Annotated in this window: 25 protein-coding genes; 13 read left to right on the top strand and 12 right to left on the bottom strand. The window is 70.8% G+C overall.

The window, feature by feature from the left end:
* Positions 1-52: 52 nt before the first annotated feature.
* On the bottom strand, positions 53-916 hold the full coding sequence (locus OG787_RS15450) for a transglutaminase-like domain-containing protein (RefSeq protein ID WP_369034911.1): 864 nt from the start codon (positions 914-916) through the stop codon (positions 53-55).
* A 17-nt stretch (positions 917-933) separates the two neighbouring features.
* Entirely contained in the window at positions 934-1,932 is a 999-nt protein-coding gene (locus OG787_RS15445; RefSeq protein WP_369034910.1) for a GNAT family N-acetyltransferase, read from the bottom strand.
* Positions 1,933-2,073: 141 nt separating this feature from the next.
* Here OG787_RS15445 and fdxA point away from each other — a divergent pair, with 141 nt between their 5' ends.
* Positions 2,074-2,394, top strand: coding sequence for a ferredoxin (gene fdxA, locus OG787_RS15440; RefSeq protein WP_369034909.1), 321 nt, complete (start codon positions 2,074-2,076; stop codon positions 2,392-2,394).
* Between the two features lie 113 nt (positions 2,395-2,507).
* Complete coding sequence (locus tag OG787_RS15435; RefSeq protein ID WP_369034908.1) at positions 2,508-3,602, top strand: bifunctional succinyldiaminopimelate transaminase/glutamate-prephenate aminotransferase; 1,095 nt, start codon at positions 2,508-2,510, stop codon at positions 3,600-3,602.
* Positions 3,603-3,683: 81 nt separating this feature from the next.
* On the opposite strand, the gene OG787_RS15430 is transcribed toward OG787_RS15435, so the two are convergent.
* Together OG787_RS15430 and OG787_RS15425 are read right to left on the bottom strand one after the other, a co-directional pair.
* Entirely contained in the window at positions 3,684-4,004 is a 321-nt protein-coding gene (locus OG787_RS15430; RefSeq protein ID WP_235475031.1) for an ATP-binding protein, read from the bottom strand.
* A gap of 319 nt (positions 4,005-4,323) precedes the next feature.
* Positions 4,324-5,292 carry a heavy metal transporter gene (locus OG787_RS15425; RefSeq protein ID WP_369034907.1) on the bottom strand — a complete coding sequence of 323 codons (969 nt, stop codon included), beginning with the start codon at positions 5,290-5,292 and terminating at the stop codon, positions 4,324-4,326.
* 172 nt (positions 5,293-5,464) lie between these two features.
* Here OG787_RS15425 and dapE point away from each other — a divergent pair, with 172 nt between their 5' ends.
* Both dapE and OG787_RS15415 read left to right on the top strand, forming a co-directional pair.
* The gene (gene dapE / locus OG787_RS15420) at positions 5,465-6,544 is read left to right on the top strand and encodes a succinyl-diaminopimelate desuccinylase (protein ID WP_369034906.1); all 1,080 of its coding nucleotides are present in this window, start codon (positions 5,465-5,467) and stop codon (positions 6,542-6,544) included.
* A 126-nt stretch (positions 6,545-6,670) separates the two neighbouring features.
* The gene (locus tag OG787_RS15415; protein ID WP_235475028.1) at positions 6,671-7,429 is read left to right on the top strand and encodes a TIGR00730 family Rossman fold protein; all 759 of its coding nucleotides are present in this window, start codon (positions 6,671-6,673) and stop codon (positions 7,427-7,429) included.
* Between the two features lie 190 nt (positions 7,430-7,619).
* Here the strand turns inward: OG787_RS15415 and folP are convergent, their stop codons facing one another.
* The gene (folP, locus tag OG787_RS15410) at positions 7,620-8,480 is read right to left on the bottom strand and encodes a dihydropteroate synthase (RefSeq protein WP_369034905.1); all 861 of its coding nucleotides are present in this window, start codon (positions 8,478-8,480) and stop codon (positions 7,620-7,622) included.
* Positions 8,481-8,672: 192 nt separating this feature from the next.
* Between folP and OG787_RS15405 the strand changes: the two genes are divergently transcribed.
* Entirely contained in the window at positions 8,673-9,023 is a 351-nt protein-coding gene (locus tag OG787_RS15405; RefSeq protein ID WP_369034904.1) for a DivIVA domain-containing protein, read from the top strand.
* Positions 9,020-9,613, top strand: a complete 594-nt coding sequence (locus OG787_RS15400) for a DNA-3-methyladenine glycosylase I (RefSeq protein ID WP_369034903.1) — start codon at positions 9,020-9,022, stop codon at positions 9,611-9,613. The genes OG787_RS15405 and OG787_RS15400 overlap by 4 nt, the downstream gene beginning before the upstream one ends.
* Before the next feature lie 79 nt (positions 9,614-9,692).
* Here the strand turns inward: OG787_RS15400 and OG787_RS15395 are convergent, their stop codons facing one another.
* Positions 9,693-10,496 carry an enoyl-CoA hydratase/isomerase family protein gene (locus OG787_RS15395; RefSeq protein WP_369034902.1) on the bottom strand — a complete coding sequence of 268 codons (804 nt, stop codon included), beginning with the start codon at positions 10,494-10,496 and terminating at the stop codon, positions 9,693-9,695.
* A 357-nt stretch (positions 10,497-10,853) separates the two neighbouring features.
* On the opposite strand from OG787_RS15395, the gene OG787_RS15390 reads away from it, so the two are divergent.
* The gene (locus OG787_RS15390; protein WP_003966491.1) at positions 10,854-11,021 is read left to right on the top strand and encodes a DUF3117 domain-containing protein; all 168 of its coding nucleotides are present in this window, start codon (positions 10,854-10,856) and stop codon (positions 11,019-11,021) included.
* A 96-nt stretch (positions 11,022-11,117) separates the two neighbouring features.
* Here the strand turns inward: OG787_RS15390 and OG787_RS15385 are convergent, their stop codons facing one another.
* Positions 11,118-11,816, bottom strand: a complete 699-nt coding sequence (locus tag OG787_RS15385) for an O-methyltransferase (protein ID WP_369034947.1) — start codon at positions 11,814-11,816, stop codon at positions 11,118-11,120.
* 210 nt (positions 11,817-12,026) lie between these two features.
* Here OG787_RS15385 and sigE point away from each other — a divergent pair, with 210 nt between their 5' ends.
* The 5 genes from sigE to OG787_RS15360 all read left to right on the top strand — a co-directional run bounded on the left by sigE (position 12,027) and on the right by OG787_RS15360 (position 17,197).
* Positions 12,027-12,800: an RNA polymerase sigma factor SigE gene (gene sigE / locus OG787_RS15380; protein ID WP_235475024.1), complete on the top strand. Its 774-nt coding sequence runs from the start codon at positions 12,027-12,029 to the stop codon at positions 12,798-12,800.
* Positions 12,797-13,795, top strand: coding sequence for an anti-sigma factor (locus OG787_RS15375; protein ID WP_369034901.1), 999 nt, complete (start codon positions 12,797-12,799; stop codon positions 13,793-13,795). Before sigE ends, OG787_RS15375 begins: the two co-directional genes overlap by 4 nt.
* 64 nt (positions 13,796-13,859) lie before the next feature.
* Positions 13,860-15,662, top strand: coding sequence for a trypsin-like peptidase domain-containing protein (locus OG787_RS15370; protein WP_405535504.1), 1,803 nt, complete (start codon positions 13,860-13,862; stop codon positions 15,660-15,662).
* Between the two features lie 208 nt (positions 15,663-15,870).
* The gene (locus OG787_RS15365) at positions 15,871-16,311 is read left to right on the top strand and encodes a sec-independent translocase (RefSeq protein ID WP_235475021.1); all 441 of its coding nucleotides are present in this window, start codon (positions 15,871-15,873) and stop codon (positions 16,309-16,311) included.
* 226 nt (positions 16,312-16,537) lie between these two features.
* Positions 16,538-17,197, top strand: a complete 660-nt coding sequence (locus OG787_RS15360) for a hypothetical protein (protein ID WP_235475020.1) — start codon at positions 16,538-16,540, stop codon at positions 17,195-17,197.
* A gap of 116 nt (positions 17,198-17,313) precedes the next feature.
* Here OG787_RS15360 and OG787_RS15355 read toward each other — a convergent pair whose 3' ends face one another.
* From OG787_RS15355 to OG787_RS15345, 3 genes are read right to left on the bottom strand one after another with little or no spacing between them, the layout of a single operon-like run.
* Complete coding sequence (locus tag OG787_RS15355; RefSeq protein WP_369034899.1) at positions 17,314-18,447, bottom strand: Mrp/NBP35 family ATP-binding protein; 1,134 nt, start codon at positions 18,445-18,447, stop codon at positions 17,314-17,316.
* A gap of 43 nt (positions 18,448-18,490) precedes the next feature.
* Entirely contained in the window at positions 18,491-19,117 is a 627-nt protein-coding gene (locus tag OG787_RS15350; protein WP_369034898.1) for a DUF1003 domain-containing protein, read from the bottom strand.
* Entirely contained in the window at positions 19,107-20,408 is a 1,302-nt protein-coding gene (locus OG787_RS15345) for a magnesium transporter MgtE N-terminal domain-containing protein (protein WP_369034897.1), read from the bottom strand. The genes OG787_RS15350 and OG787_RS15345 overlap by 11 nt, the downstream gene beginning before the upstream one ends.
* Before the next feature lie 266 nt (positions 20,409-20,674).
* On the opposite strand from OG787_RS15345, the gene OG787_RS15340 reads away from it, so the two are divergent.
* A complete protein-coding gene (locus tag OG787_RS15340) occupies positions 20,675-21,382 on the top strand; it encodes a hypothetical protein (RefSeq protein WP_405540494.1) in 708 nt (235 codons plus the stop codon).
* 82 nt (positions 21,383-21,464) lie between these two features.
* Here the strand turns inward: OG787_RS15340 and OG787_RS15335 are convergent, their stop codons facing one another.
* Together OG787_RS15335 and OG787_RS15330 are read right to left on the bottom strand one after the other, a co-directional pair.
* Positions 21,465-21,980, bottom strand: a complete 516-nt coding sequence (locus OG787_RS15335) for a hypothetical protein (protein ID WP_405535503.1) — start codon at positions 21,978-21,980, stop codon at positions 21,465-21,467.
* 45 nt (positions 21,981-22,025) lie between these two features.
* Positions 22,026-23,150, bottom strand: a complete 1,125-nt coding sequence (locus tag OG787_RS15330) for a magnesium and cobalt transport protein CorA (RefSeq protein WP_369034894.1) — start codon at positions 23,148-23,150, stop codon at positions 22,026-22,028.
* Positions 23,151-23,528 lie beyond the last annotated feature (378 nt).

Below are 23,528 nucleotides of genomic sequence, written 5' to 3'. Positions count from 1 at the left end.
CAGCCCCCACCGGGCCCGCACTCGCACTCGGGCCGGAACCGCGACCGCTACCTCAGTTCAAGCGGGCCCGAGCCGCTCGAGCCTGTCCTCGTACCCGCTCGGCCCCCGCCTCGTCGATCGCCTCGACAACCTCTGCGTATCCCTCCAGTTCAGCCGCCCCCATCAAGAACTCCCCCCGCCCTACCAGCAACTGAGCCCGCTCGTACCGCAGCCGAGCCGGATGCGAAGGCAGCAGCAGCGCCAACTCCACCGCCCACAACGACACTTCCGACCGCTCCGGCCGCGCCGCCGCCCACGCCCGAATGTTGTTCAGTACTCGCAGCACCACATCCAACGGATCCGCCGGCACCAGCATCGACGGATCCAGCGCCTCCCCGGTCGCCCCGGCCACCAGCAGCTCCGCGTCGCCCCCGCTCAACACCCGCCCCCCGTCGAAGGGATCGGCCAGCACCTGCTGGTCGACGGGCCCGAAGCCCACGACGAAGTGCCCGGGCAGCGCGACCCCGTACACCGGCGCCCCCGCCCGCCGCGCGACCTCCATCCACAGCACGGACAGCAGGATCGGCAACCCCCGCCGCCGTACCACCACTTCGTGCAGCAGCGAGGACTCCAGCCGCTGATAGTCGGCCGGGCTGCCCCGGAAGCCGAGACGCTCGCCCAACAGCTCGTGCAGGGCCGTCGCCCAGGAGCGCGGACCGCCCGGCCGGAACGGCAACTGCCCGGCCAGCCGGTCGAGTTCCATCTGGACGGCGTCGACACCGGCCTCGTCCAGCGCCCGGTCCGCGACCCCGCCCATCAGCAGGCACAGCGTCGTCAGATCGGGCCGTTCGGACCGGGCCTCGTCGGCGAAGAGCCTGCGCAACTCGGTGGACCGTTCGGGTCCCGGGGGATACGGCGGGGGATGAGGGAAACGCATACCAGGCCCGTGCCCTCTCACACCGATCGATAGTGGTGGTAGGAGTGATGCGCTCCGAATCCCGTCCCGGCGTACAGCGCCCGCGCCCCCGCGTTGTCCGCCTCCACCTGGAGCCAGGCGGCCGACGCCCCTTCCTCCAGTGCCCGCCCGGCCAACGCGGCCATGACAGCCGTGGCCAGCCCCTGCCGCCTCCGCCCGGGGTCCACCTCGACCGCCCCGAACCCGGCCCACCGCCCGTCCACGACACACCGCCCGATGGCGGCCGGCGGCTCGCCCGCACCCCCCGGCACGGTCGCGAACCACACCGACGGCCCGCTCCGCAGGACCGAGAGCGCCACCTCACTCACACCCTTGCGGTGATACCGGGCGAGCCACGCCTCGTCGGCCTCCCGCGACAGCACGACCCCGTCCGGGTCCCCCCGGTCGGCGACGGGCGCCAGCCCCCCGACCCACAGCTCGGCCGTCACCTCACGCGTCCACCCGCGCTCCTCCAGCTCCGCGCACAGCAGCTCCTGCGTACCCTCGGCGCCGGTCGCGGTCTGGACGTACGCGGGGAGGCCGCGATCGGCGTACCAGCGGCGTACGGCGGTCAGCGCCTCGTCGAGCGGCAGGCCGGGGTCGCCGAGCGGCAGCACGGAATTGGCGCGCCGCGTGAACCCGGAAGCCGCCCGCAGCTCCCACTCACCGAGACGCTCGCTCTCCACCGGCTGCCAGGACCGCGCGGAGACCCGCGCCAGCTCCTCGTACGAGGCGGCGGGACCGCGCCGGCGGGCGGGGGTCGCCGGGACCACTTTGCCCGCGACCAGGGATGCCGCCGCGATGCGGACGCGCTCGCCATCGCGCCGTGTGATCAGAAGCACACCCGCGACTTCGTCCCATGATGTGAGAACACCCACCGTGTCGGTGAACTTCTCACTATCGGTGGCTTCTTCGTTCAGCCGTCGAACGGAGACACGTTTGCCCACGTCAGCAGCGGTGATACGGACCTCGAGGCGGCCGAGAGCAGAGATTTCCACAGGTCAGTTCACCCCTCCTGTATGGATCATGCCTAAGAACGGAGATACTAGGTGCGGGCATCGACGACGCCGCGCTCCCGCGCGCCAGGTGGCGGAGCCTGAAGACGGCTCGCCAGCGCCCTATCGAGGAGGAACGACAGCGTGACCTACGTCATCGCGCAGCCTTGTGTCGACGTCAAGGACAAGGCGTGCATCGAGGAGTGCCCGGTCGACTGCATCTACGAGGGCTCCCGGTCCTTGTACATCCACCCGGACGAATGCGTCGACTGTGGTGCCTGTGAGCCGGTCTGCCCGGTCGAGGCGATCTTCTACGAGGACGACACTCCGGAGGAGTGGAAGGACTACTACAAGGCGAACGTCGAGTTCTTCGACGAACTCGGCTCGCCCGGCGGCGCCAGCAAGCTGGGACTGATCGAGCGCGATCACTCCTTCATCGCCGCGCTGCCGCCGCAGAACGGCTGACGGCGGCCCGCAGAGCCCGCGCCGCCTCGGTCCCGTACGGCCTGATCACCTTGATCATGACCGCCGTACGGGACCGAGGCGTTTGCCGTACGTACGAAAGTGAGCCAGTAATCGTGTCCTCCGCAGTCTCCGACCGCCTCCCCACCTTCCCCTGGGACAAGCTGGAGCCGTACAAGAAGACGGCCGCCGCGCACCCGGACGGCATCGTCGACCTGTCGGTCGGCACCCCGGTCGACCCGGTCCCCGAGCTGATCCAGAAAGCGCTGGTCGCGGCGGCCGACTCGCCGGGCTACCCGACCGTCTGGGGCACGCCCGAGCTGCGCGACGCGCTCACCGGCTGGGTCGAGCGCCGCCTCGGCGCCCGGGACATCACCCACCGACACGTCCTGCCGATCGTCGGCTCGAAGGAACTGGTCGCCTGGCTCCCGACCCAGCTGGGCCTGGGCCCGGGCGACAAGGTCGCCTACCCGCGTCTCGCGTACCCGACGTACGAGGTGGGCGCCCGCCTGGCCCGCGCCGAGTACGAGGTCTACGACGACCCGACGGAGCTGGACCCGACCAACCTCAAGCTGCTCTGGCTCAACTCGCCCTCGAACCCCACGGGCCGGGTGCTGAGCAAGGAGGAGCTGACCCGGACGGTCGCCTGGGCCCGCGAGCACGGCGTGCTGATCTTCTCCGACGAGTGCTACATCGAACTGGGCTGGGAGGCCGACCCGGTCTCCGTACTGCACCCGGACGTCTGCGGCGGCTCGTACGAGGGGATCGTGTCCGTCCACTCCCTCTCCAAGCGCTCCAACCTCGCCGGCTACCGGGCGGCCTTCCTCGCCGGTGACCCGGAGGTCCTCGGCCCGCTCCTCCAGATCCGCAAGCACGGCGGCATGATGACCTCGGCGCCCACCCAGGCGGCGGTCGTGGCCGCCCTCGGCGACGACACACACGTGGCCGAGCAGCGCGAGCGGTACATGGCCCGCCGTACGGCCCTGCGCGAGGCCCTCGTGCGCCACGGCTTCCGTATCGAGCACAGCGAGGCCAGCCTCTACCTGTGGGCCACCCGCGGGGAGTCCTGCTGGGACACCGTCGCCCACCTCGCCGACCTGGGCATCCTGGTCGCACCGGGCGACTTCTACGGCACGGCGGGCGAGACCTTCGTCCGAGTGGCCCTGACGGCGACGGACGAGCGGGTCGCGGCGGCGGTCGCGCGCCTGTAGACGGCCCTTGCCGCTGTACGACGGAGGGGCCCGGGGAAGATCCCCGGGCCCCTCCGCCATCACCTGGTCACCGCGCTCGGGTCAGCCCAGCGGCAGGCCCTGGAGGGGCAGCTGGCCGGCGCCCGGCAGCCCCTTCGTCGGGAGCGCGTCCGTCGGCAGGCCGCCCTTCGTCGCGGTCTTCGCGGTGTCGCCGAGGACGTCACCGCCGGCCGTCGTCGGCACGGCCTTCGTGACCGCGTCGACGTTCGCCGTGTCCAGGGCGGTCAGACCGCCGAGGTTCGGGGTGGCCGGCAGCCCGGCGGGCGCCGCGCTGGCGGAACCGGCCGCACCGACCCCGGCTGCCGCTCCCGCTGCGACGAGCAGCGCTGCACGGGCGATCCGGCGGGTCAGAGGGAGGGACATGATGCTCCTGAGTGTCGGTTGACTGTTGATCGTCCGGACTCGGACGCAGTGACTACCGCTCGAAGGCCCCTGAAGGTTGCGGCGCCCGAATGCAAAGAGTTGGCAATGCGTCGCATTATCGCCTGCGGATAAAAACGGGCAAAGGCCACCCGGTCCGAAAGTCGGGTGAATGCTTGCGGCGCGTTACAGCCCTTTGATCGCAAGGGTTCTGACGGGCAGTGGGCGGATGTGGGAGTGACTCGGCGAAAACCCGGGCGGACTCCTGCCGGGACCCGCCAGGAGTAACCCGTACGAGGGACTCCCCGCACTCCTGCCCGTACTACCGCGCGGTGACGATCAGGACCGCCTTCGTGTCCTTCTCCGTGTCCTTCTCCGTCTCCGTGCCGACCGGACGCCACTCGCTGTCGGTGTTGCCCGCCGTCCAGCGGCGGCCCGCGTACGTGACGTTCTCGATGTGCAGCGCCGAGGAGTTGGCCACCGCCCAGTGCGCCAGCTGCCAGCCGCGCTGCTGGACCGTCGTCCCGGCGGCCGTGTCGGTGTCCGAGGGCACCGGAAGCGTCACGGTGGTGGAGGCGGTGGGCGAGGGCGTGGGGGTGGCGGCGGTCTTGCGGCCCACCTCCGCGGCGGCCACGGTGAGCACATCGCGGCCGAAGTCCCGTACGAGCGCCGCCCGTACGGCGTCCGGGCCGCCGGTCGGGGTGGTGTCCAGGCGGCCCTGGCAGGTCAGGGTGGCCGCCGCGCGGCCGGTCAGGGCCGCCGCCAGCAGCGTGGCGTCCGGCTCGTGCTTCGCGTACGCCTCCGGGTAGCCGCTGCGCTGCACGCGCTGCGCGGCCACGGTGAGCGGGAGGCGTTCATAGCCGGAGACCTTGACGAGATGCTCGTAGAACTCGCCCGCCGAGTAGGTCGGGTCCAGGATCTCCTTCTCGGTGCCCCAGCCCTGCGAGGGGCGTTGCTGGAACAGGCCCAGTGAATCCCGGTCGCCGTGGGTGATGTTGCGCAGGCCCGACTCCTGGAGGGAGGTCGCCAGCGCGATGGCCACGGCCCGTTCGGGCAGCCCGCGCGCGGTGCCGACCGCGGTGATCGTCGCCGCGTTGACCGCCTGCTCCGGGGTGAACTCGTACGCGGTTCCGTCGCCGTCGGCCGAGACGACCTCGCAGGCCGGATCGCCGGTCCCGCCGGTGACGTACTGCACCGCGAGATAGCCCGCGACGGCCAGCAGGACCAGGAAGGACGCCCCACGACGGAGGAGGCGGCCACGACGCTTGCGGTTGGGGGACGGCTCCGGCATCCGTACAAGGTACTGGAGAGTAGGGTCCGCGGTTTCCGTGTTCGGTGAGGAGGGAGGTCGGAAGGGGGTGAGGGGGTGGTGTGGGGGCGGTGTGGGGCTCTGCCCGTGCTGTGCCGGTGCTGTTCCCGTGCTGTGCGGTGGCGTGACCGGGCGGCGCGTTAGGGTCGTCGGCATGGCCGATACACCGCTTGACCTCACGCTGGACGCCGCTCGCCTGACCGCGTGGCTCGTCGACTTCCCCTCGGAGAGCGGCAGCGAGAAGCCCCTCGCGGACGCGATCGAGACGGCTCTGCGCGCCCTGCCGCACCTCACGGTCGAGCGGTACGGCAACAACGTCGTCGCCCGGACGAACCTGGGCCGCGCGGAACGCGTGATCCTGGCCGGCCACATCGACACGGTCCCGATCGCCGACAACGTCCCCTCGCGGCTCGACGAGGACGGCGTTCTGTGGGGCTGCGGGACGTGTGACATGAAGTCGGGGGTCGCGGTGCAGCTGCGGATCGCGGCCACCGTCCCGGAACCGAACCGGGACCTGACGTTCGTCTTCTACGACCAGGAAGAGGTCGCGGCCGAGCTGAACGGCCTCAAGCATGTCGCCGAGGCGCACCCGGAGTGGCTGGAGGGCGACTTCGCGGTGCTCCTCGAACCGTCCGACGGCCAGGTGGAGGGCGGTTGCCAGGGCACGCTCAGGGTGCTGCTGAAGACGGCGGGCGAGCGGGCCCACTCGGCGCGCAGCTGGATGGGCTCCAACGCGATCCACGCGGCGGCCCCGATCCTGGCCAAGCTGGCCTCGTACAAGCCGCGTTACCCGGTGATCGACGGCCTGGAGTACCGGGAGGGGCTCAACGCGGTCCGGATCGGGGGCGGGGTGGCGGGCAACGTCATCCCCGACGAGTGCGTGGTGACGGTCAACTTCCGTTATGCGCCGGACCGTTCGGAGGAGGAGGCGCTGGCGCACGTGCGGGAGGTCTTCGCGGACTGCGGGGTGACGGAGTTCGTGGTGGACGACCACAGCGGCGCTGCCCTGCCGGGCCTCTCCCACCCGGCCGCGGCGGCCTTCATCGAGGCGGTGGGAGGCACCCCGCAGCCCAAGTACGGCTGGACGGACGTGTCGCGCTTCAGCGCGCTCGGCATCCCGGCCGTCAACTACGGCCCGGGGAACCCGCACTTGGCACACAAGCGGGACGAACGGGTGGAAACCGGAAAGATCCTGGCGGGCGAGGAACGGCTGCGGGCCTGGCTGACGTCCTGACCCGGCAGGGGTACGGGCAGGTGGCCGGGGCGGCGCTTCATGGCGGACATGCTTACGTCCCCCGTCCGTAACCGGCGGAGATCTACGCTGAGGTGGAACCACAGCAAGCGGAGGAAGGGAGCGGCCATGGCTACCGGCAACCCCGAGGGCAGCAAGCAGCCACCGGAGGAGCAGCGGCTCGGACCGGTGCTGCGCAGGCGCGGGCAGGTCCAGGCGAGCACCACCGACCAGCGTCTCCTCGACGCGGGCGGTCCCTCCGACTGGGTCCACACGGACCCCTGGCGGGTGCTGCGCATCCAGTCGGAGTTCATCGAGGGCTTCGGCACGCTCGCCGAACTCCCGCCCGCCATCAGCGTGTTCGGCTCGGCGCGTACGAAGGTGGACTCGCCGGAGTACGAGGCGGGGGTCCGCCTCGGCCGGGGTCTGGTGGAGGCCGGGTTCGCGGTGATCACGGGTGGTGGGCCCGGGGCGATGGAGGCGGCGAACAAGGGGGCGTGCGAGGCGAAGGGCGTCTCGGTGGGGCTGGGCATCGAGCTGCCCTTCGAGCAGGGGCTCAACCCCTACGTCGACATCGGCCTCAACTTCCGCTACTTCTTCGTCCGCAAGATGATGTTCGTGAAGTACGCACAGGGCTTCGTGGTCCTGCCCGGGGGTCTCGGCACCCTGGACGAACTCTTCGAGGCACTGACCCTGGTCCAGACGCAGAAGGTGACACGCTTCCCGATCGTGCTGTTCGGGAGCGAGTACTGGGGCGGCCTGATCGACTGGCTCACGAACACCCTGATCGCCCAGGGCAAGGCCTCGGAGAAGGACCTGATGCTGTTCCACGTCACGGACGACGTGGACGAGGCGGTGGCGTTGGTGTCCAAGGAGGCGGGGCGGTAGTTCCTTCGCCCCCGCCGCCCCTACCCGTCCCATCCCTGAGGGCTGCGCCCCCAGACCCCCCTTTGTCCTCAAACGCCGGACGGGCTGACTGACTCAGCCCGTTGGGGGTCCCCCCTCTGGGGGAGTTTGAGGACAAGGCCCGTTCAGGGCCGACAGCGGGGGTTCGGGGCGGCGGGGGCGAGGAAAAGCCCTACGCCAACCCCCTCCGCGCCACCGTCGGCGGACGGTGGCCCGCGATCGACGTCACCATGTCCAGGATCTGGCGGGTCTCCGCGACCTCGTGGACGCGGTACACCCGCGCCCCCAGCCACATCGACACCGCCGTCGTCGCCAACGTCCCCACCAGCCGTTCCTTCACCGGCCGGTCCAACGTCTCGCCCACGAAGTCCTTGTTGGACAGCGACACCAGCACAGGCCACCCCGTCTCCACCATCTCCCCCAGCCGCCGAGTCGCCTCCAGACTGTGCCGCGTGTTCTTCCCGAAGTCATGCCCCGGATCGATCATCACCGACTCCCGAGGCACCCCCAGCGACACGGCCCGCTCGGCCAGCCCGACGGTCACCCGGAGGATGTCGGCCATGACATCCCCGTACTCCACCCGATGCGGACGAGTCCGAGGCTCCGCACCGCCCGCGTGCGTGCACACCAGCCCCACCCCGTACCGCCCCGCGACCTCCGCGAGCCGCGGATCGACGCCGCCCCACGCGTCGTTCAGCACATCGGCCCCCGCCTCGCACACGGCCTCGCCCACGTCCGCCCGCCAGGTGTCCACGCTGATGACCACGTCGGGGAACCGGCGCCGCACCTCCGCCACGAAGCCGACGGTCCGCCGCGCCTCCTCCTCCGCCGTCACCTCCTCGCCGGGTCCCGCCTTCACCCCGCCGATGTCGATGATGGCAGCACCCTCTGACACCGCCTGCTCCACGCGCGTGAGCGCGGGCTCGTCGCGGAAGGTGGCTCCCTGGTCGTAGAAGGAGTCCGGGGTCCGGTTCACGATCGCCATGATCACCGGCTCGTACGCGCCGAATTCACGCCTGCCCAGTCTGAGCATCGCCTGTGACCTCTCCTAGTACGTTCCCGGTATTCGGCCGCCTGCGGCCATGACTGCCAGACTCGCATGGCACGATCGGACCCTGCCGCATTGGGCTGAGGCACCGCCCATCGATCCGATCCACCAGATCCACCCGGTCCGCCCGATGCACCTGCTTCTTCCGATCCATCCGAAATCCATGGGGAACCAGCGATGTTGATGTTCTTGTTCCTGGTCGTCGCGCTCGCCGTCGTGGTCGCCGCGGTGACGCTGGCCGTGGTGGGCGGCGGCGAGAACGCCGTCCTGCCGGAGGCCGCGCCCGAGCGGCTCGAGGACCCGCTGCCGCTCGACCGCCCGGTCGACCGCGGCGACGTCGAGTCCCTCCGCTTCCCGGTCGCCGCCCGTGGCTACCGCATGTCGGACGTCGACGACGCGCTCACCCGTCTCGGTGCCGAACTCGCCGAGCGGGACGCCCGTATCGCCGACCTGGAGTCCGCGCTGTCCGGCGCCCAGGCCGCGTCGCGGGTCGCCATGGACAAGCCGGCCCAGGGGAGCGAGCAGTGAGCGCCGGGCCCGGCGAGGCCCTCGCCGGGCCCGACGGCGCTCTGCGCTGCCCCTGGGCGCTGTCCACGGAGGACTACGTCGCGTACCACGACGAGGAGTGGGGGCGCCCGGTCCACGGCGACGAGGCCCTCTTCGAACGGCTTTCGCTGGAGGCCTTCCAGTCCGGCCTCTCCTGGATCACCATCCTGCGCCGCCGGCCGGGCTTCCGTACCGCCTTCGCCGGCTTCAGGATCGCCTCCGTCGCGGCCTTCACGGACGCCGACCGCGAACGGCTTCTCGCCGACGCCGGCATCATCCGCAACCGCGCGAAGATCGACGCGACGATCGCCAACGCGCGCGTGCTCGCGGACTGGGCCCCCGGGGAACTGGACGAGCTGATCTGGTCCCACGCCCCGGACCCGGCCACCCGCCCGGTCCCCAAGACCCTCGCCGACGTCCCCGCGGTCACCGACGAGTCGACCACCCTGTCGAAGGCCCTGAAGAAGCGCGGGCTGCGTTTCGTAGGTCCGACAACGGCGTACGCCCTGATGCAGGCGTGCGGCCTTGTCGACGACCACTTGGAAACGTGCGTAGCGAGAAGCGCGCCCTGAAGGGGCGCGGGGAACTGCGCGACCAGCCCCCACCGGACCCGCAGCTCTCAACGGCGCTCCCCACCCCAAAAGAGAGAACTCACCGCCCCAAATACTTCGGCTTCTCCTTGTTGACGAACGCCTGTACCGCGATCGCGTGGTCCTCCGACGCGCCCGCGCGTGCCTGGAGTTCGTCCTCCTTCTCCAGGGTCTCCTCCAGGGAGTGGGAGAAGCCGTAGGCCACGGCCTCCTTGAGGGCCGCGTACGCCACTGTCGGGCCGTCGGCCAGGGCCCGTGCCGTCTTCTCGGCCTCGGCGCGAAGGTCCGCCGAGGGGACGACCCGGTTCGCGATGCCCAGCTCGTACGCCTCCTGCGCCTTGATGCTGCGCGGGAACAGGAGCAGGTCCGCGGCGCGCCCGGGGCCGACCACGCGCGGGAGCGTCCAGGAGACACCCGAGTCGGCGGTCAGCGCCACGCCCGCGAACGACGTGTTGAAGGCCGCCGTGTCCGCGACGACCCGGTAGTCGGCGGCGAGCGCGAAACCGAAGCCGGCCCCGGCCGCGACGCCGTTCACGCCCGCCACCACCGGCTTGGGCATGCCCGTCAGAGCCCGCACGATGGGGTTGTAGTGCTCGCGGACCGTCGTCATGGTCTGACCCGTGCCGGCCTCGCGATCGGCCGCCAGAAGCCCGATGTGCTCCTTGAGGTCCTGGCCCACACAGAACGCCCGGTCCCCGGCGGCGGTCAGCAGCACCGCCCGTACGGCGCCGTCCGTGGCCGCCGCCTGGACCGCCTCCCGGAGCGCGACCTTGGTCGCGATGCTCAGCGCGTTCATCGCCTCGGGGCGGTTCAGCGTGATCGTCGCCAGTCCCTCGTGCACCTCGTAGAGCACGGTGTCGGCCATGGGGGTCCCCTCCGGTGGGTGTCGCGGCTCGGTCGTCGCAGGACAGCATGGCGGAGATCGCGGTCCCAGGAGAGGGCCGGTCATGTGACCTGCGTCAAAGAATTCCCGTCCGTCCGGCGTCGGCACGGGTCCGCGCGGCGGCGAAGTATCGCAGCCACATCGGCGAATTGAGTGGTTTTGATCGCGCGCGTTGCCCAAGCGATGCCGACTGATGTTGGTCATAGGGTCCTGAGATGCGGGATAATGGCTTGGAAGCAATGTGTTCGATGCCGGTGACGTTCGTCCCATGAGGGGATGGGCGTGCCCTCCTAAGGGGCCGTCGGCGACGATGAGCTGGTTTCAGGAAGGGGAACGAGCATGGCGGCCATGAAGCCGCGGACGGGCGATGGCCCGCTCGAGGTGACAAAGGAGGGGCGGGGCATCGTCATGCGCGTTCCGCTCGAAGGCGGCGGTCGACTCGTCGTCGAGCTGACCCCTGACGAGGCCGACGCGCTGGGCGATGCCCTCAAGAAGGTCGTCGGCTGACGCGCGGACGCGTCCATACCCTTTCAGCTGCCCCGGCACCGTGAACACACGGTGCCGGGGCACTGTTTTGTCCGGCCGCCGACCTGGAATCCGCTCTCAGCGCTTGACCGCGCACAGCAGACCGTCGCCCACGGGCAGCAGGGACGACACCAGCTCCTGGCTCTCGCGCACCGCGCGCAGCAGCTCCCGCAGCCGTATGACCTCGGTGGGCTGGGGCCCCGAATCGACCGTCCTGCCGTTGGCGAAGACGCCCTCGAAGACCACCAGGCCACCCGTACGGAGCAGACGCAACGATTCAGCTAGGTAGTCGAGGCTCTCCAGCCGGTCGCCGTCGCAGAACACGAGGTCGTAGCCGGCGTCCGCGAGCCGGGGCAGCACGTCCAGGGCGCGGCCCGGGATGAAGCGGGCGCGATTGCTGGCGAAGCCGGACGCGCGGAAGGCCTGGCGCGCGAACTGCTGGTGCTCGGGCTCGGGGTCGACCGTCGTCAGGACCCCGTCCGCGCGCATGCCCTGTAGGAGGTACATGCCCGAGACGCCCGTCCCGGTCCCGATCTCCGCCACCGCCTTCGCGTCCACGGAGGCGGCCAGCAGCCGTAGCGCGGCGCCCGTGCTGGGCGCCACCGAGCGCAGCCCTGCCTCGCGGGCCCGGTCACGGGCCCAGCGCAGTGCTTCGTCCTCGGCGACAAAGGCGTCGGCGAACGCCCAGCTCGTCTGCCGGTTGCCGGTAATGACCCTCTCCTGTCCCCGCAGTTGCCTGGGCGTGACTGTATCCGTTGCGGCCGGGAACCCGCAGATGGGACCGGGCGTTTAGAGGGGTGCGGGACGAGGTGGGACAGACAGGCCGAGCACCAGGGGGACAAGCGGATGGACCAGCACACCGAGAAGGCTGAGAACGCAGGGTATGCGGAGGGCGCGGGACAGGTGCTCACGCGGCCTGCCGAGCCGTATCAGCACAGATCAATTTCTCGTAAAACCGCTTATCCGGAGCTAACGGGCGAGGTGGCTATGGTAGGGGCTCCACTGGTCACCACCAGAGCCGACAGGGGAGGTGCGGCTGCGCCTGTGGATCGGGGAGGAGCGCTCCGGCGTCTTCTCGGATCAGCGGGCAGGCCGAAATCCGTGAACAACACTGCTGCTGACCCCAGCCACGCCGCTGACCGAGCCCAGACCGCGACCTTCTCCACCGACGCGGACGGGCAGGCGTGGACTCCGCCCACGTGGGAGGAGATCGTCAGCACGCACAGCGGCCGTGTCTACCGCCTGGCATACCGCCTCACCGGCAACCAGCACGACGCCGAGGACCTCACACAGGAGGTCTTCGTCCGCGTCTTCCGCTCGCTGTCGACGTACACGCCCGGCACCTTCGAGGGCTGGCTGCACCGCATCACCACCAACCTCTTCCTGGACATGGTCCGCCGCAAGCAGCGCATCCGTTTCGACGCCCTCGGCGACGACGCGGCCGAGCGTCTGCCCAGCCGTGAGCCCTCCCCGCAGCAGGTCTTCAACGACGCGCACTTCGACGCGGACGTCCAGCAGGCGCTGGACACCCTCGCGCCCGAGTTCCGCGCCGCCGTCGTCCTGTGCGACATCGAGGGACTGTCGTACGAGGAGATCGCCGCGACTCTCGGCGTGAAGCTCGGCACCGTCCGCTCCCGTATCCACCGAGGCCGCTCCCAGCTCCGCAAGGCCCTCGCGCACCGCTCTCCGGAGGCCCGTGCCGAGCGCCGCTTCGCGGTGCCACGGGTGGCCGCGCTGGGAGGAGGGGGCGCGAGCGCGTGAGTGGATCGCGGCCGTACTCTGCCGAGCGTCGTCTGGCAGAGCAGCATCTGGGAGACCGCCTCTCCGCCCTTGTGGACGGAGAACTCGGTCATGAGACGCGTGAACGCGTCCTGGCGCACCTGGCCACCTGTCCGAAGTGCAAGTCGGAGGCCGACGCACAGCGCCGTCTGAAGAACGTCTTCGCGGAGATGGCCCCGCCACCGCCCTCCGAGAGCTTCCTGGCCCGCCTCCAGGGCCTGCCCGGCGGAGGTGATTCCGACTCCGGCGGCTCACCGCTGGGCGGGGGAGGGTTCACCGACGGGCTTTCCCCGTTCCCCGGGGGTCCAGGAGTCGGCTCGGGAGTCTTCGGGGTGAGAGGCGAGGGGTTCGGGTACGTCCCGGCCCGGCCGCACACCTCCGTCCTCCCGCCGTCCGCCCCCGGCCGGGGTTTCCGTATCCATGACGTCGGCCGGCACGACGCCGACCGCTCGTCCTCGCGTAGCCTGCGGTTCGCGTTCGCCGCCGCCGGTGCGGTGTCGCTGGCCGCGATCGCGCTGGGCGGGGTGTCGACGGGCGTTCCCGGCGACACCGCGGAGGCCCGGGGCGCCTCCGGGGGCAGCAATGTGACGCCGATGCGTCCGCAGGGCGGGGGAGCCGCGACGGCTCCCGACAGCCAGCGGCGCCGCTCGGTCGGCCCGCTGCTCTCGCAGGGGTTCGGGCAGGGGACGTTCGGGCAGGCGCCGGTGGCGTCGACAGGGGCGTCCGCGCCGCTGCTGCCCGGTGTGCCGGCACCGGCCTCCGGGGGCCGGGAGCGCGAGGCCATGCATCCGCTGACCACGCCCGTCGTGGCCGCCGCCGCGGTGCTGTCCCCGCTGATACGCCCGCTGGAGGCCCCGCAGGTCGCCCTGACCTCGTGGTCCACGGCGCCCGAGGTGGCCGTCCAGGGCCTGCTCATGGCACCGGCGCCCGACTCGTCCCCCTCGCCGTCCCCTTCCTCCACGGACACCGTCCGCTGACCCCACGAACCTGGTTGAATCCGAGGTGCGGGCCGCACGACAGCGGGCCAGGTGTGGGGAGAGCATGAACGAGGGGAAGCCCGCGAAGGCCAAGTGGTGGAACCGGCCTCAGGGGGAGTCGGCGCCGCCGGGCCAGGAGGCGTCGGTTTCCGGCCAGGAGGTTCCGGCCGCCGACGGGGGCTCGGCTTTCGAGCGGGATTCGACCTCCGAGCGGGGCTCGGCCGCCGAGGGGGGTTTGGCCGCCGAGGTGCGGCTGTCCTCCGAGGAGGGTGTGGCTTCCGCAGAGGTTGTGGCGGGGGCCGCCGGTGACGGTGACTTCGAGCTGTCGCCGCCCGCGACGGTGCCTGGAGCGTCGGACGCGTCCGGAGTACCTGCGGTACCTGAAGCCGCGCCCGCCGCCCAGCCGGACCTTCCGCCCGGACCGCCGCCTCAGCCTCTCCACGACCCCGATCCCTACAGCACCCCGCCCTACGGCCATCCCGGCCCCTGGGCGCCCGCTCCACCGGTCCAGCACCCCGCGATGACCCCGGCGCACGGCACGGCCGTACCGGGGCCGCTGACGCCCCCGGGGCTGTCCGACGTACCGGAAGACGTGTCGGATGTACCCGAGGCTCCTGCCACGCCTCCCGCCCCTCCCGAGACCGGCTCCGGACCCAACCCCTGGCAGCGCTACGACCCTTGGTCGGCCTCGCCCCTGCGGTCCCTCCAGCCCCTCCAGCAGAACGGGGCCGCCCCCGCCGACGCCCGGCCCGGGGCGCGGAAGCGGGGACTGGTGGTCGGGGCCGTGCTGATCGCGCTGCTCTCCGGGGGCGTCGGGGGCGCCGTCGGGTCGTATCTGGAGCGGCACGGCGGGGACGGCGAGCGGATCCAGCTGCCGCAGGCCGCGAGTGACGAGTCCGTCGGGCGGGCCCCGGACAGCGTGGCCGGGATCGCCGCGCGTGCGCTGCCCAGCGTGGTGACGCTGCATGTGCGCGGGGACGAGGCCGAGGGCACCGGTACCGGGTTCGTGCTCGACGGCCGGGGACACATCCTCACCAACAACCACGTCGTCGAACCCGCCGGTGCCGACGGCGCGATAACCGTGACCTTCAGCGGCGGCGAGACCGCCGAGGCCGAGGTCGTCGGACGGGACAGCGGATACGACCTCGCCGTCGTCAAGGTGACCGACGTCGACGGGCTCCAGCCGGTGGTCCTCGGGAACTCCGACAACGTGGCGGTGGGCGACCCCGTCGTCGCCATCGGGGCCCCCTTCGACCTCGCCAACACCGTCACCTCCGGCATCATCAGCGCCAAGGAACGGCCCATCACCGCCGGGGGCGAGAGCGGGGACGGCAGCGACGTGTCGTACGTCGACGCGCTCCAGACCGACGCGCCCATCAACCCGGGCAACTCCGGCGGGCCGCTGCTCGACGCCCGGGCCAGGGTCGTCGGGATCAACTCCGCGATCCGCTCCGCCGACAGCGCCTCGGGGCTGGACGGCGCACAGTCCGGGTCGATCGGGCTCGGCTTCGCCATACCCATCAACCAGGGCAAACGCGTCGCCGAGGAACTGATCAACACCGGGAAGGCCACCCACCCCGTCATCGGCGTCACCCTCGACATGGACTACTCCGGCGACGGCGCGCGCGTCGGCACCGAGGGCAACGACGGCGGGCCCGCGGTCACCACCGGTGGCCCCGGCGACCGGGCGGGCCTGGAGGCCGGCGACATCATCACCGAGGTCGACGGGCGGCGCGTCCACTCCGGCGAGGAACTGATCGTCAAGATCCGCGCCCACCGCCCCGGCGACCGGCTGGAACTGTCCCTGGTGCGCGGCGGCAGGGAACGGACGATCTCCCTCGTCCTGGGCTCGTCTGCCGGCAACTGACAGAAACGTCACAGGTGGCGGGCCCGCACCGCCTCCCACTAGGCAAACATCGCGGAAAACCGGTCGCGTACACGCACTCTTCGGCCCCCGGACGGTACCGGTGGGACAGGATGGCCGGGTACCGTGGAACCGGCCCGGACCACGGAAGACCGCGAAGACCGCACGGACCACCGAGGGCCGAGGACCGAGGACTCGCAAGGAGCTTCAGGTGTTCAATGACATAGGACCGCTCGAGCTGGTGACGCTCGTGCTCCTCGCTGTGCTCGTCTTCGGTCCGGAGAAGCTTCCGAAGATGATCCAGGACGTCACGCGCACCATCCGCAAGATCCGGGAGTTCTCGGAGGGCGCGAAGCAGGACATCCGCCAGGAACTGGGCCCGGAGTTCAAGGACTTCGAGTTCGAGGACCTGAACCCCAAGACGTTCATCCGCAAGCAGCTGGACAACGACGAGCTGGGGCTCAAGGAGATCCGCAACGGCTTCGACCTGAAGAAGGAGATGGCGGAGGTCACGGACGCGGTGCACGGCCGCGACGCCGACTCCTCTTCATCGGGCTCCACCACTGCGTCCGGTTCCTCCGGCGGCACCGTCGACATGACGAAGAAGCCCGAGGCGGACGAGCGCCCGCCCTACGACGCGGACGCCACCTGATCGTCGTACGCCTGCGTGCACATGTCCGTGTGCGCGTGACGTGATTCATACTCCGACTGGGCCTCGGACGGCCCGATCCGGACGTCTGCGCGGCCTACGCGCCGGGCGCTTTCCCTGCTGTTCGGAGCGGGGTGGCTATGCTGCCGAGTTGTTGTGGGACCGGACGAGTACGCCCGAAGGGGGGCGGGCCGTCCGGGCCGACGAGAACGAGGAGGCGTCCGGGTACATGGAGACGACAAGTCGGGTGGGCGCACAGGCGCCGGCCGCGGAGGGCGGACAACAGGTCCCCTCCGCCCGGCGCACGGTTGACGGCTATCTGCTGGCGCCCTTCCCTTGGTACGGCCTCGACGAGGCCTTCACGGGACCGCGCTGGCTGATGCAGGTGGGTACGGCGGCCGACGGTGCCGTCGAGCACGGTTCGATCGGGCACGGCGACGAACCCTCCGTACGGCACGAGGCCATGGGGGAGGACAAGGAGCGGTTCGCGGTGGTCGTCACCGTGGCCGCGAACCCCGTGCGGCGCAGTGCGGACGGGACGGGGCTGCTGGAGGCCACCTCGGTGTCGTCGGCGGCCTGGCTGGCCGGGGTGGGGCTGCTGTCCTTCACCTGGCCCGGGCAGATGGACCACACCCTGCGGGACGACTGGCTCGACCAGCAGACGGAGACGGCGTGGGTCCTCGCGGACGATCTCGGCGGGTCCGACTGGTCCACGTTGTCCCTGCCGGTGGACGGGGTGCCTACGCCGTTCCACTACCGGGAGTCGGAGTTCGGGTGGGTGCTGGCCGGGTCGACTCAGGAGGGGGTGCATGTGGGGGCGTACGGGCGGGGGATGAGTGCGTACGGTCTTGGCTTCGCCGTGATCAAGGATATTGGCGTGTACGCGTGAGATTTGGGGGCGCCGGTTGTTTGCGGCGCCCCTTCGTCGTCGGGGCCGGGGTTGTGCGGCGGGTGCTGCGCCGTCGTGGCTGGTCGCGCAGTTCCCCGCGCCCCTGGGTCGGCCCTCTAGAACTTGTTCTTCGGAGTGATCCCGAGCGACAGTCCCGAAAGACCCCGCTGCCTGCCTCCCAGCTTGCCTGCGATCGCGCGCAGGGATGCGCCCGCCGGGGAGTCCGGGTCGGACAGGACGACCGGTTTGCCGTCGTCGCCGCCCTCTCGGAGGCGGACGTCGATCGGGATGGAGCCGAGGACCGGGACCGAGGCTCCCGTGGTCCTGGTCAGGCCGTCGGCGACGCTCTGGCCGCCGCCCGTGCCGAAGACGTCGACCATCTCGCCGCAGTGCGGGCAGGGCAGGCCGGCCATGTTCTCGACCACGCCGACGATCTTCTGGTGGGTCTGGACGGCGATGGCGCCCGCCCGCTCGGCCACCTCGGCCGCCGCCTGCTGAGGCGTCGTCACGACGAGGATCTCGGCGTTCGGGACCAGCTGGGCGACGGAGATGGCGATGTCGCCCGTGCCCGGCGGGAGGTCGAGCAGCAGGACGTCCAGGTCGCCCCAGTACACGTCCGCCAGGAACTGCTGGAGGGCCCGGTGGAGCATCGGGCCGCGCCAGACGACCGGGGCGTTGCCCGGGGTGAACATACCGATCGAGATGACCTTCACGCCGTGCGAGGACGGCGGCATGATCATGTTCTCGACCTGGGTCGGCAGGCCGTCCACGCCCAGCATGCGCGGCACGCTGTGGCCGTAGATGTCGGCGTCGACCACGCCCACCTTGAGGCCGTCGGCCGCCATCGCCGCCGCCAGGTTGACGGTGACCGACGACTTGCCGACACCGCCCTTGCCGGACGCGATGGCGTACACGCGTGTGAGGGAGCCGGGCTTGGCGAAGGGGACCTCGCGCTCGGCCTGGCCGCCGCGCAGGGCGGACGCCAGTTCCTTGCGCTGGTTGTCGCTCATGACGTCGAGTTCGACGTCGACGCGCGTGACGCCCTCGACCCGCGAGACCGCCTCCGTCACGTTCTTCGTGATCGTGTCGCGCATCGGGCAGCCGGAGACCGTCAGGTACACGGCGACCGCGACCGCCCCGTCCGCGCCGACGACCACCGACTTCACCATCCCCAGCTCGGTGATGGGTCGCTGGATCTCGGGGTCGTTCACCGTCGCCAGTGCTTCACGCACCGCGTCTTCCGTAGCCATAACCACGATGGTACGGCGCCGCGCACTGCCCCCGGAAAGCCCGTCACCGGTCTTCTACGTCACGCCCCCGCGGCCGTTCTGCCGGGAATACGCCGGGTCGGTCGGGACGGTGCTTGGGATGCCCGTCCGCGTACCGCTCCTCGTACCGTTCCTCCAGCTCCTTGACCAGGTCATGAAGCTCGGAGCGGATCCAGTCCCGGGTCGCGACCTCGCCGAGCCCGGCGCGCAGCGAGGCGATCTCGCGGGTCAGGTACTCGGTGTCGGCGATCGACCGCTCGTTCTGCTTGCGGTCCTGTTCGAGGTTGACGCGGTCACGGTCGTCCTGCCGGTTCTGCGCGAGCAGGATCAGCGGGGCCGCGTAGGACGCCTGGAGGGACAGCATCAGCGTCAGGAAGATGAACGGGTAGTGGTCGAAGCGCAGGTCACGCGGGGCGCTCACGTTCCACAGCACCCACAGGATGATGACGACCGTCATCCAGACGATGAACCGCCCGGTCCCGAGGAAGCGCGCGATGCGCTCGGACAGCCGTCCGAAGGCCTCGGGGTCGTACTCGGGCAGCAGCCGGCGACGAGGGGCGCGCGGCTGGTCGAGCCGGACCCGGGAGCGCCCGGTCGCGGTGGCACCGGTGGCCGCGCGCTCGCGCGTACCGGACTCGCGCTCAGGAGTCATGGGCACCGTCCTCCCCGGCCGAGGGAACGGCTTCGTCGAGGTGGAACTCGGTCTCCCGCCAGTCCTCGGGCAGCATGTGATCGAGTACGTCGTCCACGGTCACCGCGCCCAGCAGCGACCCGCTCTCGTCGACCACCGGCGCCGCCACCATGTCGTACGTCGCGAAGAACCCGGCGACGACCGGCAGTTCGGCGTCCGGGGAGAGGGGTTGCAGATCGTCGTCGACGAGCGAGCCGACCAGGGTGTACGGGGGGTCGCGCAGCAGCCGCTGGAAGTGGACGGCGCCCAGGTACTTGCCGGTCGGCGTCTCGTCCGGCGGGCGGCACACGTACACCTGGGCGGCGAGCGCGGGGGAGAGGTCGGGTTCGCGGATCCGCGCCAGCGCGTCGGCGACGGTCGCGTCGGGGCGCAGCACGATCGGCTCGGTCGTCATCAGCCCGCCCGCCGTGTCCTCGCGGTACGCCATCAGCCGGCGCATGTCGGCCGCGTCGGAGGGCTGCATCAGGCTCAGCAGGCGCTCCTGGTCGTCCTCGGGCAGCTCGCCGAGCAGGTCGGCGGCGTCGTCCGGGTCCATCGCCTCCAGGACGTCGGCGGCGCGTTCCTCCTTGAGCTTGCCGAGGATCTCGATCTGGTCGTCCTCGGGCAGCTCTTCCAGGACGTCGGCCAGCCGGTCGTCGTCGAGGGCGGCGGCCACCTCGGCGCGCCGTTTCGGCGACAGGTGGTGCAGGACGTTGGCGAGGTCGGCGGGGCGAAGCTGCTCGAAGGTGGCGAGGAGGCTCTCGGCGCCCTGTCCGTCCTCCTCCAGGGAGAACCCGGTGACGGCGGACCAGTCGACGGTCAGCGTCTCGCCGGTGTTGCGCCGGAAGGCTCCGCCGCGGCCCTTCTTCCGCACGAAGACCCGCTCGATCTCCCACTCCCGGCGGGCCGGCAGCTGTCGTACCGCCACATCCAGGACGGTGACCTCCTCACCGGTCTCGTTGAGCGTGACGCGCCGGTCGAGGAGTTCGCCGAGGACGAGCCGTTCGGTGGGGCGCTGTTCGAAGCGCCGGACGTTCAGTACGCCCGTGGTGATGACCTGTCCTGACTCGATGCCGGTGACGCGGGTCATGGGCATGAAGACGCGGCGCCGGGTGGTGAGTTCGACGACGAGGCCGAGCAGCCGGGGCGGGCGGTGGCTGACGCGCAGCATGGCGACGAGGTCGCGCACCCGGCCCACCTGGTCGCCGTTCGGGTCGAAGACGGCCGTACCGGCGAGGTGCGAGACGAAGACACGGGCAGAGGCCGCCGCCATACCGTGCCTCCTGTCTCGGTGTGCGCTGCGGGAAGCGCGTCGGACTGTGTCCGCGGGTATCCGAATTGCCTGCTCGGATGCGCTTCAGGCTAGCCCGTCCGGTTCGCCTCCGCCCTGGTGGGGGGTCCGGACGGACTGGCTCCGCCGGGGCGCGACGGCACCGGTACGCTGCCGTCCAGACCGCTCAGGACACCCGTACGAGAGGCAGCCCACCTGTGTCTGCGATTCCCCGTGGCCGTACCCGCAGCGCCGGACTGGTGGGCGCGATGTGCGCCCTGGTCGTGACGGGGACAGGACTCACGGGATGCAGCTCGGACCCGGACGAGGGCACCAACGGGGTCGGCAAGCTGCCCGCCGACACCATCCAGACGAAGACCCGTACGGCGGCCGAGTCCGCCGACGCCGTACGGCTCTCGGGGACCGTGGTGACCAACGGCACGACCTACACCCTGGACATGCGTCTCAAGGACGACGGCGGCACCGGCTCGGTCACCTCGAAGGGGTCGACGTTCCGGCTGCTGCGGGTCGGGGACCACCTGTTCCTGAAGGCGGACGCCGAGTTCTGGACCCACGAGAGCACCGGCAAGGCCGAGGACAGCGAGTCGGACGTGGCAGCCGCCAAGAAGCTCGGGGGCCTGTTCGTGAAGGTGCCGACGGGCGACCCCTCGTACAAGAAGTTCAGCGGCTTCACCGACAAGGACGTCCTCCTGGACGGCCTCCTCACCCTCCACGGCAGCCTCGCGACGGACGGCCACCACAAACAGTCGGGCATCCGCACGATCCGCATCACCGGCGACGAGGGCTCCGGCGGCACCCTGGACGTCTCCCTGGAGGGCTCCCCGTATCCCTTGCGCCTGGTCCGCGCGGGCGGCGCGGGAACCCTCCTTTTGAGCGACTGGGGCAAGGACTTCGCCCTGGAGGAACCGAAGAAGAACGAGACGGTGGACTACGGGCAGCAGCTCCCGTCGTCCTGATGGGGGGTTTGGGGGGGCTTGGCCCCCCATAGGGGCGCGGGGAACTGCGCGACCAGCCCCCACCGGCCGGCAGGCGAACGAACTACCGACCCCGCCGCTTCCGGAACAGCAGCCGCGGCAACCCCGCAGGGATCGGCTCCCGAGTGGTCGCCGACGTAGGCACCGGCGGCGCAGCCAACGACCCCTCAGGCAGCGGGCGCAAGCCCCCCGCGCACGGCACCAACCGCACCACCCGGCATTCCCGCGCCCACCGCAAAGTCATCCCCTCACCGTCCGGCGCGTTCAACCGCTTCCCCTTGAGCTCGGCGACAGCCGCCTCCCACTCAGGGGACTGAGGGTCCAGCTCCACAACGGTCGCCGCCCAGGTGACCAGCCGCCCGCCCTTGTCCTTGCTGCGGACGGTGACCTCCGCCTCGGCCCCGTCGACCAGCCCCGGCAAGGGCTGCTCACCGGGCCCGTCGCCGACCACGACGGCCCCACCCTCGTGCCAGACGTGCCACAACGCGCGGGAGGGCCCGGCGGGACCCTTGACCCAGACGAGGCCGGACTTCTTCGTGGCCTCCTCGACGAGGGCCCGGTCGAGCAGCGTGTCAGTCATGGGCAGAAGCGTAACGACGACGACGCCCGCCGCCACCAGCCCCCGTTACAGCCAGCCGTTGCGCTTCAGCGTGCGGTGGATGCCGACACACATGCCCACCATGGCCGTCATGACGACCGGGTAGCCGAACTTCCAGTGCAGCTCGGGCATGTAGTCGAAGTTCATGCCGTAGACCCCGCACACCATGGTCGGTACGGCGATGATCGCGGCCCAGGACGTGATCTTCCGCATGTCCTCGTTCTGCGCGACGGACGCCTGCGCGAGGTTGGCCTGGAGGATCGAGTTGAGCAGCTCGTCGAAGCCGATCACCTGCTCCTGGACCCGGGCGAGGTGGTCGGCGACATCGCGGAAGTACTTCTGGATGTCGGGGTCGATCAGCCGCATCGGGCGCTCGCTCAGCAGCTGCATGGGCCGCAGCAGCGGCGACACGGCCCGCTTGAACTCCAGGACCTCACGCTTGAGCTGGTAGATCCGGCCGGCGTCGGTACCGCGCGGGGTGCCCTTGCGCCCCGGCGAGAACACCTCCGTCTCGACCTCGTCGATGTCGTCCTGCATGGCGTCCGCGACCGCGACATAGCCGTCGACGACATGGTCGGCGATGGCGTGCAGCACGGCGGAAGGGCCCTTGGCGAGCAGCTCCGGGTCGTCCTGGAGGCGGTGGCGCAGCGCGCGCAGGGAGCCCTGGCCGCCGTGCCGGACGGTGATGATGAAGTCCCGTCCGGTGAAGCACATCACCTCGCCGGTCTCCACGACCTCGCTGTTCGCGGTGAGTTCGGCGTGGTCGACGTAGTGGATGGTCTTGAAGACGGTGAAGAGCGTGTCGTCGTACCGCTCCAGCTTGGGCCGCTGGTGGGCCTGGATGGCGTCCTCGACGGCGAGCGGGTGGAGCCCGAACTCGCTGGCGATACCGGAGAATTCGGCCTCCGTCGGCTCGTGCAGCCCGATCCACACGAAGCCGCCGTCACGGCGCACCTTGCGCATCGCCTCGTGCGGGGTCGGCGTCTTCGCGGTGCTCGGGTTGTCGACCCGGGCACCGTCGCGGTAGACGGCGCAGTCGACGACGGCCGAGGGCGTCGAGGGGTCGCGGGTGGTGTCGTAGCTGCCGCTCTCCTTGCGCAGGGAGGGACGGGACGGGCGGACCGCGGCACGCAGGTTGTGGATCATCGACATTGGCAGGCTCCTTCGCGACACGCAACGAAAGACCGCCGTCAACGGTTGGAACTGCCCGGAATGGGGACGTCCTGACTGAGGATGTTTGGCACGTCCACAAAGCGGGGAGCACCGCACCGTCGCGGTGGTGAGCTTCGCTACTGATTCAGAACTGACTCAGATCACATGGATCAGGCAAAACGAAACCAAGTGCTCTTCCGCGATGACGCGAATGCGAGAGGTGACAGCCCAGCGGTAACGGCCGGAGCAACTACATCAGCGGGCGGAAGAGCGGGTGCTACTGCACGGATGACTTCGATCCATTGCAGCCCCACCTCCTCCGGCCGGTCCCTCGTGAGGGACGATCATTCCCCTTCAAGGGGAGCCCCCTAAGGGGAA

The organism is Streptomyces sp. NBC_00075, from assembly GCF_045041225.1.
Taxonomy (GTDB): domain Bacteria; phylum Actinomycetota; class Actinomycetes; order Streptomycetales; family Streptomycetaceae; genus Streptomyces; species Streptomyces adonidis.
The sequence above is the reverse complement of the archived record's forward strand: the minus strand, read 5'-3'. Positions and strand labels throughout refer to the sequence as shown.